Source organism: Candidatus Villigracilis affinis (assembly GCF_016705895.1).
Lineage (GTDB): Bacteria > Chloroflexota > Anaerolineae > Anaerolineales > Villigracilaceae > Villigracilis > Villigracilis affinis.
Genome location: NZ_JADJKT010000015.1, coordinates 23,487 through 33,011 on the forward strand (window position 1 = coordinate 23,487; position 9,525 = coordinate 33,011).

A 9,525-nucleotide genomic window follows, 5' to 3' on the forward strand; every position below is an offset into this window, starting at 1 on the left:
GGTGTATCTCAACATGAATCAACCCCTCATCTCCATCGTGCTTGTTGCCTGGAACAGCGCTGCTTACATTCCGCGCTGTTTCCAGCATCTGCTTGCGCAAACCGTTCAAGACTTTGAAGTCATCGTTGTCGATAACGGTTCAAAGGATGATGGCTGTGTGGGCCTGCAGGAAAAATATCCCAGCCTCAAGGTGAGCGTGAAGCGGCTTGATTCGAATCATGGCTTTGCTTCTTCAAATAACCTCGGCGCACAGCTTGCTACTGGCAAATGGCTGACCTTGCTCAACACCGATGCCTTCCCCGAACCCGATTGGCTGGAACGCCTGCTCGAAGCGGCTCAGGCGCATCCCAATGCGTTTTTCTCCTCGCGCCAACTTCAGGCAAATGCCCCCGAACTTTTGGATGGCGAAGGCGATGTCTATCATGTCAGCGGGTTGGCGTGGCGAAACGGCTACGGCGCACGCACCTATCCCTTGAATGAAATCCGCGAAGTCTTCAGTGCCTGCGGGGCGGCTGCATTTTTTCCGCGCGAAGAATTCCTCAATGCGGGCGGCTTCGACGAAGATTATCTTTCCTATCATGAAGATGTTGACCTCGGTTTTCGCTTGCGCCTGCGCGGATTGAAATGCTTCCTGGTTCCAAACGCGGTCGTGCATCATGTCGGCTCAGTCACCTTCGGCAAGAAAAGCGACTTCTCCATTTATCACGGTCACCGCAACCTCGTGTGGACCTACGCCAAGGATATGCCATCCGCGCTGTTTTGGTTTTACCTGCCATTGCATATTTTTATTAACATTTTCTTTTTGCTTTATTTCACGGTCAAAGGTCAGGGTGGCGCCATCTGGCGCGCAAAACTCGATGCCCTGCGCGGACTTGTCCCCATGCTCAAAAAACGCGGTGCGATCCAGAAAAATAGAAAAGCATCCATCGCCGAATTGCATCGCGCCATGTCTCGCAATTGGCTGGCTCCCTTCCTCACGTTTCTAAAACGCAACACGGAAAATTCATGAAACCTGATATTTCGATCTGCATTACGAATTACAACGCGAAGGATTTCCTGCGCGACTGTCTGCGGTCCATCTACGGGACAACGGATACGCTCACCTTTGAGATCATCGTCGTTGACAATTTCTCCGGCGACGGCGGCCCCGAAATGATCCGCGCCGAATTCCCCGATGTGAAACTGCTGACCAACGAAGGCAACACCGGCTTCACCCGTCCCTACAACCAAGCCATGCGGCTGGCGCAGGGACGTCATGTCGTCATCCTCAATCCCGATACGGTCATTTTTCCGAATGCCTTTGCCGAACTCGTCGGCTTTTTAGATTCGCATCCCGAGGTGGGTATTGTCAGCCCCAAGGTGTTGAACCGTGACGGCACGCTTCAAAAGCAATGTCGCCGCAGCGAAGCCCGTCCGTGGGATGCGATCTGTTATTTTTCAGGGCTCTCCCGTCTCTTTCCGAACGACAAACGTTTTGCAGGGTACCTGATGACCTACCTGCCCGAAGACCTCACTCACGAAGCAGAGGCAGTTTCAGGGTCATGCATGGTCGTTCGTCGTGAAGTCGTGGAGCAGATCGGATATTTTGACGAGGATTTCTTCGCCTATCAAGAGGATACCGATTATTGCCGCCGCACCCGCCTGGCAGGCTGGAAGATCTTTTACGTGCCCACGGCGCAGATCACGCATTACGGAGGCGAAGGCGGCTCAAAGGTCCAGCCTTACCGCACCATCATCGAGTGGCATCGTTCGTATTATCTTTATTTCCGCAAGCACTTCGCGAAGGATTATTTCTTCCTGTTCAACTTCCTCTATTATTTGATGATGCTGACCAAGCTGGGATACGCCCTGCTCACGAACCTGTTCCGTAGAAAGAAAGTCGTCAGCACGCCCAAGCCGTGAATCAAAAACTGTCCACTCAATTGAGCGGACAGTTTTTCTTTAATTGTTTTTTCGCGGCGGCAGTTTATTGCCTTCGCCTTCCTTTGTCACTTCCACCCAAAGAGACGCGGCCAACTCGTAGCCGATAACGTGGTCATGCGGTTTCATGTTCAACCGCAGCGGACCTTTGAACGGCGCACAACTCAACAAGTGGAACGATGTTCCGGGCACAAGTCCCAACTCGCCGATGTAAGTCAGCTTTTCGAAATCATGTGTGCGCACGCGGCTGATGACACAATCGGAACCCGAAGGGACATTACTCAATGACATGTCCCTGACCACAGGCATCACCCCATTTTTTGAGGGAATCGGCTCTCCATGCGGACAGCGCGTGGGGCGGCCTGCCAGTTCATCCATGCGGTCTTCGATCATATCGTTGACGCCAAGCTCGAAGGTATCGGCCAGTTGATGAGCTGTAGCCCAATCGTATTTCATCACGCGGACGAGGAAGACCTCCGTCAAGCGGTGACGGCGCAGGGAAGGCATGGCGATCTTTTCGCCAGTGGGGGTGAGGCGCACGCCGCGATACGGTTCATGGACAAGGTATCCATGCTTTTGCAAGCGCTTGACCATGCTTGCAATTGCCTGCGCAGACGATTCAACGTGTGAACTTAAAAGCGAAAGCGGCACCTGCTCATGATCCTGTTGCAGGCGATAGATCTCCGCGGCATAGCGTTGCATTGCAGCACTGGCTGACATTCCTTGTGACCAACTCCAAAATCTTCAATCGGGTTGAAAACTTGATGCAATCCGATTTAGATAAAATTTAATACAAATATCTAGATTATTCAAATCCCCGAAATTATACTACGCGTCGCTTGAACAGGATGAAAACAATCCAATTTATTGATTAGAGGAGAATGACCCATGTTTCAAACCGACCCAGCCCTCCGCCCGGAAATGACCGAGCTTGAACGTCAGCAAACCATCCGCGATGCTTTTAACCGTGACCGCTCGCAGATGACCTTAATGCTGGCCCATAAACTAAGAATTCCTGAAGTGGAAATTATCCGCGCGCTTGAGGGTGACACTGCACACGAGCTTGATTTCTCGCGTTGGGAGGAGATCATCCGCGCTTTTGAGCCTCTTGGCAATGTGCACGTCATCCTTTCAAATGGAGCCGCTACCATCGAAGCCTTTGGCCAATTTGGTAATTTCACGAAGAGCGACGGCTTTTTGAACGTCCGTACCAAATCGCTTGATATGCACATCCGTAGCTGGGAATTGGATTCGGTCTTTGCCTTCCGTAAGCCCAGCCATCTCGATGGGCACGAGTCGCTCAGCTTCCAATTCTTCGATCGGCGCGGGGCCGCCGCGTTCAAAGTCTTTCTCAATTTCGGCGGCAAAGAGCCAGCGCCCGAACTTGTGAAAACCTATCATGAGTTGATCGAGAGATTCGCGAGGAATTAATATGAATTAACTTGTTGTCTGGCTAGAACTTCATTACTTCAATCGAAAAATGGGCACGCCACCCAGCACCTCTTTCTTAACTTGCGGGTTGTAAACTCACTCTCCTACCAGGCTTTCAAAATCTCATATGGCGGACCACTAAAGAAGACCCCAGAGACAAATACATTCGTATCCATCACAACTTTCAAGTCCAGAACGATCTTCATTTCTTGCCCCGTGCCTTTGCCACCGCGGACGTGACATCTTCCTCCGTCAGTCCTGCTTCTTTTGCCTGCTGACGTGCCTGCTTGATCAGTTCATCGAACTGACTCATATCAGGCAAGTTGACTACTTTCAGCACAACCACGTCTCCTTCCCCAACGACGATAAATTGTGCGCCTTCTTGTAAATTCAACTGCTTGCGAATGGACTCGGGAATGACGACCTGTCCCTTCGATGACATGCGGGTGGTAGCTAATGTTTCCATGATTTACTCCTTCTTACTAGTAAGATTATAGCATAGAGCTAGGATGAATGATGAATGCGGAAGGATGAATAATGTCTTGGTTGCAAGGAAATACCTATCGCCGAGTCTCCCCCAAATCCGACGATTCAATTGCTCAATTTTCACCTAAGATTTTCATTGTCGTATTTGGGGAGATGTGCGCAGGACGGGGGGGGTTCGTGGGCGGGGGGGGGCCCCTCCGGCCCCCAAGCCCTTCAAGCCATGCTGCAAAACGGGACCGTCTTCCTCTTCCAAAATATCTGCGCGGACTTGGATAATGTAATCAGGGGTTACGCCGATGATAAAGGCATCGTAAGCGGAATGATGCAGCTTGCACAGCGACAATCCATTCTCGATCGTGGACTTTCCTTCGGGCATATTGTCTGGAATGATATGGGCGGCATCGAGCAATTCACGATGTTTCACAAAGTCCGTTCTCGTCCGCGAATCCGTGACGCGAAGCGGTCCGTTGACCAACTCTTCCCTCGCCCGTTTGGTGATTAAGGCGCGTCCTTCTTCTCTGCTTTAACAAAAGAGCATTGTTTTCCTAAAAAGTGGACTATACTGTATATACAATTTGGTTTCCCTGTTAGGGAGAACATGGACATTTCCAAACTTCGTGTTCCCTGATACACCCAAATTATGCTTTGACCCTCGGAATTAATACGACCAAATATGGCAGGATTCTCAGACATTAAAAGCTTGTACAGAATTAATCACACATTATTTAGAAAACCTGGTAGAGGAACTTGTTACAAAAGGTACTGATAGGTCTAAAATTGTTATATTAACTCCAGATAGTGTAGGTGGAGCATTAGGAATATTGCCAATAGGTTTCTTAGCCGCATCAAACCTTAACTTAAAAAATAGCTGTTTGGAAGGGAATATGCTGATGTTGGTGGGGAACATCTGCTATTGTAGGTTTCAAGAACATGCTGCAAAGTTGCATTCTTTTGCAAGATATTTGTTGACCAAGACACTACACTATTCGAGTCGCTCAAAATATCAATGAACTATCTTGGAAGTTCCCAATATATACTTCTGCTGTATTAAATAGCGAAAATGATACAGAGGCGGTTGACCAATCTCTAGATAAGGTCAGTTTAATTCTTGGTGAAAAACCAGTTTTTCGTTATATAATATCTGAAAAAGAATTAGTGGCAGGGTGATGTGAATGTCGGGTAACACTAGTAACAAATCAGATACCCCCATTTTGGTATTTGGCTTGGTTTTTTTTTTGAGCAACTTTTTATTCAACAAGAAAAGTACAAATTCAAATTCCTTCTTCTCTACAGATCTAGTTAATGTTGGCTTCTCTATAATTATTGGGGTTTACACGTATTACTTTGTAAAATACATGTGGAAAATTAGAGATGTAGCTCCTACTCAACAATTCAGAACTGTAGTCAAGCGATTTGTTGGAGCACCGATATTAGTCTTGATAACCGATTTAGCAATTTTTTTTATCGGGTACATATTTAATATTGATAAAATCTGGACAGGTATGGGGATTTGGGCAACACTTAGTTGGGTGCTTTTGTTAGGTGTTGTTGTTCTTTCAGATAGAAGAGGTTGGTGAATCATGAACGAATGGTTTCTTAGCGGAATAACAATATTATTATTTTACATAATCCCCGTAGTTGGTTTATTTATTGTTATTCGAGAGATAATTTCCTCTCGAGCTCGTGAAAGAGTTGGACTCTATATCAGATGGTTTAAAGAGCTAGATTTAATATTCTAAGTTCCATGGATATATCTGGGTTCGACGCTTCATTATCAAATTGGCTAGAAACAGAAATAAGAACTCCCACAACCGATTGGCTCCGATCATCATTAAGACTGTTTACTCAGGCTAAGTTAATTGGGCTTGGTGAAGGGCATCGAGAATTACTGATAAAAGATAAATACTATCGAGAGCAAGTAATAAATTGTGGACAATTACTTACAGACTCGTTTGAAAATGGAAATCGCGATGATGTAATTTTTCATATAGCTAGTCTCTACTCAATATTTCTTTGTAAAGAAGTGCGATGAGACCGCAATAGAAATGATGACTTCATCAGAGGTTGATCGTATTGCTATTGAAGCTCTTACCAGTCAGCCGCCAGAATACAAGATGGTTATTTAGACGCAGATAAATATATCGCTAATGCCTTAAAAGCCATCACGGGCTGTTGCAACCCAGAGAAGACGGGCATTCCAATATTGCTGCTCCAATGGGCAAGTTTAAAGATTAGCCACAAACACAATAAACAACAGAAAAGTTATAGTTTTTTCACAAACACATCTCAGGATTTATCAAGGCAATTTACAGATGTCGCGAAGAATTACCAAAAGAAAAATATCACGGGGGTGATCGATGTTATTTCAAGAAGCTTTTAATCTTCGTTCGACTAACCGCAGTTTGGTAAAGAATATCTCGGTACTGTATTCTCGGATAATCCATCCGAGAATACAGTATCATTTGACCCTATCCATGGTTAGTATTAAAAAATTTGGTTTAGCACCTCGGTTGGCAGAGAATATGAATGGGTTGCTGCCTAAAAATTATTACCGCATGGGGTATGTATATTGAATTCGGGATTGCCTCTTGGCGTCCTAACAACTCAAGCCATGGGACGACAATGTATTTTTATAATAGAAGCCCATGGAAGTTGGATGACATTAATCATCAATACTATATTTTCCAAAACCTCCTGAAGGTTATCTTATCTCTGCTTGATTCGCATATAACTACTGGATTTACCGCTAAAACTTGCTACAGATTATTGTCTGAGAGAAATATCAAAGTAAATTCTGTTATTTCCCCTATTACATTTATCGACATACTTCCAAAAGAAACAGAAAAGTATGATGATCTTCCTTATCGCAATCTTGCCAAGGCATCAAAGTTTAAAGATACATTATTTTCTTTAAGGGGTGTCGAAACCCCACAAGACATCATTAATGTAATTAAAGCTCGTCACAAAGAACCTCGTTATCTCGAATCCCCATATGTTCCCTCGCAAATAGAAAGATTTAAGGCAATAATTGCCTCGCCTTTCAGAGGAAGAAAATGAACGTAAGATATTTAGATGAAGACACAAAAAAGGTTTACGGAATGCCTTTAGCTCCAGTAAGATCTGATATATGGAGTTTTTTACACGACCTATGTTAATTAAAAGACTTTGCGAAGATATTGGAAAACTATAGACTTTGCAGTATGACACGATAAGTGCGATAGGGGTTATTGGGACGATTTTGCTTTGTGCCTTGCATGGCATAATAAATACAAAGGAAAAATTGTGAGTACATATGAACCAACTGATTGGAACGAAACATTGTCGACTAGCAAGAATGTGTTAATTTGCACAGGGAGATTGCTCACAGGGATTTATTTACACGGCACGGCTGACGATCTAAAAAGACGGGGCATAATCCCAAAGTTAGCAATTGCCCTTCGACTTGCTCCTGAAGCAGTGAAGTTTCCAAGGAGTCTTATGCTTCGGCATGAGTTGAATTCTGTCGAGTTTGAGGTGGTCGCTATTAGTTAATCGAGACATTAGGGACATAATAGTTGATACGATATGCCATCCAGTATGCACACCCTTCTCCCTTTAGGGGAGAATCAAGGCTTTCCACAGCCGATGTCCGCGCCAGCGGACAAGATAGAAGTCACGCCCATGTCTTTCCCTTTTGGGAAGGGACAACTCAACACTGCGAACCACTAAGCCAATCAGAGTTAGGTCAACCCTCCTTCTGTCCGGCATTCCTCAATTCACTAGCATCCTCTCTTCCCAAGCTCGTTTAGAATAAATTTTTTGCCAATCAAAATCTTGATGAAAATAAGAGACAAATATCAATTTGATCCAAGTTGGCTGCTTTTTGATGAAAATAATTGTATAATATCAACGTCGAACAGTTGTACTACAAATAAACCATGCTAGTTAGCATCTTCTAGACCGAATTTACACCTTGTTTTACATGTGCTTGCCACTGGATGTTTTCATGAACCCTTCTCTTGAATTACTTAATGTAAAAGTATGGCAAAATACATTGGGGCTATTGCCTGTGCCTTTGTTTGGTCAAAATGATAGCAAAAGGTATATTTTGCTAAATGGCTCGCAAGGTAATTTTTGCCTAGATACTACAAACACTATATCTCAAGATTTAGAGCAATCCCGTATTTTTGCTTGGTCTTCTAATGTTGGACACTATGTGACTTTAACGCGAGAAACCGTTGAAGTACAACGATGGGACTCGCCTCGGTTTAATGTTGAAAAATACTCATTAGCTAGCGTTTACAATAATCTAGAAAAATTCCATGAATTCTTGCAATCCACGACACCAAATCAAGAAATGTCTGTTATCACTCATAGTATACGTTTCTTTAGAAAGTTGCGGGCTACACTCGGTAATGAATTTGATGGAGCTCAGACTTAAAGTTTTCTTGTATTTTCTAGCTAGTGCAGCGAGACAATAAATTTCAAAGAAATTCCGTTGATTTAACCAAGTGGAGATTGAGCAAGAATCTCGTCAGTTAGCAGAGCAAATAAGCGTTGAAAACTGGGAAAGTTTGTTGTATGAGTTTCTGCAAGGGCGTAAACTTGAAAATTTATCACCAGAGCTAAATCTGGTAATACGTCATGCTTCTGGACAAATATTTCAAGAAGCTCACTATGAGCATTGTTCATGAGTCCTGGTCAAATGATGTTGTCAAGATTTTTGCCTTCTCCTGTAAGGTTGCTGAAATTAAGGGACATGTTATTGTTATAGGTTGGGATGTTTCTGATGCAGCTTGTGAAATGGCAAAATTTGAGCTCGGATGGGAAACAAGAGAAGTAAATTTTGAAGTTACCATAGATATTGAACATAAAGATAGTCTACATCCTGATCTTGTATAGCCATCTGACATTGATCTTTTGCTTATGAATCCACCTTTGGCAGCATGGCATTCAATGAATAAAGAAACCCGAAGAGCACTATCGATTCTTTAAGGTACTCTTGGTGATAAGCGGCCTAACATGGCATTTGCTTTTATTGCTAAAGCATCGCAATCTATTAAGAAGAATGGGATTTTGGCTCTGTTGTGCCTTCTTCTTTTTTAGATGGAGTCTCAGCTGAGAAAATCAGAAAGAATCTAGCCAAAGACTTTTCACCTATTCTTCTTGCCCGCCTTGGGAGTCAACATCTATTTGCTAACGCGACAGTTGATGTTAGTTTTTATATTGCAAAAAATGGCTATGTGGATAGTGAACCTCTTGCGTTTTGGGCAGATTTCCGTTCTGGTTCTAACTCAGCAGGGTTACGCGCTAAGAAGATTGCGACTCCTGAAGGAAACCTTTCTCTGCCATTAATCAGGGAAATTTTTTCTATTTATCCGTTTCCTGATTTCAAACAATACTTATGATTGGTCTCCCCGCCCTTACAGCTCTTGGAGACTTCTCAAGTCGCTTGATAGCTTTCCGCGTGTAAAGGATTTATTTGAAGTAAAACAAGGTATTAAGACAGGTTTTCATAAGGCATTTATACTTACAAAAGATGAATTTCTCTCGCTGCCCAAAAGTGAACAAAAATATTTTCGCCCAGCCATAGTGAACACCTCAATACGTGCTGGTTTTGTAAGAGACGTATCATATGCTTTCTTTCCATATGGCAAATTTAGATTTGAGAGTATTAGTAAGCTTAAATTATCTGTCCCTAGATTTTAT

The 9,525-nt window shown here is 43.9% G+C and carries 11 protein-coding genes; 8 read left to right on the forward strand and 3 right to left on the reverse strand.

The window, feature by feature from the left end; translation table 11 throughout:
* Positions 1-13: 13 nt before the first annotated feature.
* Entirely contained in the window at positions 14-1,009 is a 996-nt protein-coding gene (locus IPI86_RS08230; protein ID WP_345297518.1) for a glycosyltransferase family 2 protein, read from the forward strand.
* On the forward strand, positions 1,006-1,902 hold the full coding sequence (locus IPI86_RS08235; RefSeq protein WP_345297519.1) for a glycosyltransferase family 2 protein: 897 nt from the start codon (positions 1,006-1,008) through the stop codon (positions 1,900-1,902). Before IPI86_RS08230 ends, IPI86_RS08235 begins: the two co-directional genes overlap by 4 nt.
* Before the next feature lie 39 nt (positions 1,903-1,941).
* Here the strand turns inward: IPI86_RS08235 and IPI86_RS08240 are convergent, their stop codons facing one another.
* On the reverse strand, positions 1,942-2,640 hold the full coding sequence (locus tag IPI86_RS08240; protein ID WP_345297520.1) for a metal-dependent transcriptional regulator: 699 nt from the start codon (positions 2,638-2,640) through the stop codon (positions 1,942-1,944).
* Positions 2,641-2,808: 168 nt separating this feature from the next.
* Between IPI86_RS08240 and IPI86_RS08245 the strand changes: the two genes are divergently transcribed.
* Positions 2,809-3,351: a ChuX/HutX family heme-like substrate-binding protein gene (locus IPI86_RS08245; RefSeq protein WP_345297521.1), complete on the forward strand. Its 543-nt coding sequence runs from the start codon at positions 2,809-2,811 to the stop codon at positions 3,349-3,351.
* Positions 3,352-3,553: 202 nt separating this feature from the next.
* Here the strand turns inward: IPI86_RS08245 and IPI86_RS08250 are convergent, their stop codons facing one another.
* The gene (locus IPI86_RS08250) at positions 3,554-3,817 is read right to left on the reverse strand and encodes an AbrB/MazE/SpoVT family DNA-binding domain-containing protein (protein WP_345297522.1); all 264 of its coding nucleotides are present in this window, start codon (positions 3,815-3,817) and stop codon (positions 3,554-3,556) included.
* 153 nt (positions 3,818-3,970) lie between these two features.
* Positions 3,971-4,261 carry an HNH endonuclease gene (locus tag IPI86_RS08255; protein ID WP_345297523.1) on the reverse strand — a complete coding sequence of 97 codons (291 nt, stop codon included), beginning with the start codon at positions 4,259-4,261 and terminating at the stop codon, positions 3,971-3,973.
* 748 nt (positions 4,262-5,009) lie between these two features.
* On the opposite strand from IPI86_RS08255, the gene IPI86_RS08260 reads away from it, so the two are divergent.
* From IPI86_RS08260 to IPI86_RS08280, 5 genes are all read left to right on the forward strand, one after another.
* A complete protein-coding gene (locus IPI86_RS08260) occupies positions 5,010-5,414 on the forward strand; it encodes a hypothetical protein (RefSeq protein WP_345297524.1) in 405 nt (134 codons plus the stop codon).
* A gap of 985 nt (positions 5,415-6,399) precedes the next feature.
* A complete protein-coding gene (locus IPI86_RS08265) occupies positions 6,400-6,894 on the forward strand; it encodes a hypothetical protein (RefSeq protein ID WP_345297525.1) in 495 nt (164 codons plus the stop codon).
* 928 nt (positions 6,895-7,822) lie between these two features.
* Entirely contained in the window at positions 7,823-8,257 is a 435-nt protein-coding gene (locus IPI86_RS08270; RefSeq protein ID WP_345297526.1) for a hypothetical protein, read from the forward strand.
* 236 nt (positions 8,258-8,493) lie between these two features.
* Positions 8,494-8,718, forward strand: a complete 225-nt coding sequence (locus IPI86_RS08275) for a hypothetical protein (RefSeq protein WP_345297527.1) — start codon at positions 8,494-8,496, stop codon at positions 8,716-8,718.
* Between the two features lie 185 nt (positions 8,719-8,903).
* Positions 8,904-9,224 (forward strand): hypothetical protein, encoded by a 321-nt coding sequence (locus IPI86_RS08280; RefSeq protein ID WP_345297528.1) that lies wholly within the window; start codon positions 8,904-8,906, stop codon positions 9,222-9,224.
* Positions 9,225-9,525 lie beyond the last annotated feature (301 nt).

Bases quoted from the DNA above. Each gene is read 5' to 3' on its own strand.
- IPI86_RS08230 (WP_345297518.1), top strand. From the start codon at position 14: ATGAATCAACCCCTCATCTCCATCGTGCTTGTTGCCTGGAACAGCGCT.
- IPI86_RS08235 (WP_345297519.1), top strand. From the start codon at position 1,006: ATGAAACCTGATATTTCGATCTGCATTACGAATTACAACGCGAAGGAT.
- IPI86_RS08240 (WP_345297520.1), bottom strand. From the start codon at position 2,640: ATGTCAGCCAGTGCTGCAATGCAACGCTATGCCGCGGAGATCTATCGC.
- IPI86_RS08245 (WP_345297521.1), top strand. From the start codon at position 2,809: ATGTTTCAAACCGACCCAGCCCTCCGCCCGGAAATGACCGAGCTTGAA.
- IPI86_RS08250 (WP_345297522.1), bottom strand. From the start codon at position 3,817: ATGGAAACATTAGCTACCACCCGCATGTCATCGAAGGGACAGGTCGTC.
- IPI86_RS08260 (WP_345297524.1), top strand. From the start codon at position 5,010: ATGTCGGGTAACACTAGTAACAAATCAGATACCCCCATTTTGGTATTT.
- IPI86_RS08265 (WP_345297525.1), top strand. From the start codon at position 6,400: ATGTATATTGAATTCGGGATTGCCTCTTGGCGTCCTAACAACTCAAGC.
- IPI86_RS08270 (WP_345297526.1), top strand. From the start codon at position 7,823: ATGAACCCTTCTCTTGAATTACTTAATGTAAAAGTATGGCAAAATACA.
- IPI86_RS08275 (WP_345297527.1), top strand. From the start codon at position 8,494: ATGAGCATTGTTCATGAGTCCTGGTCAAATGATGTTGTCAAGATTTTT.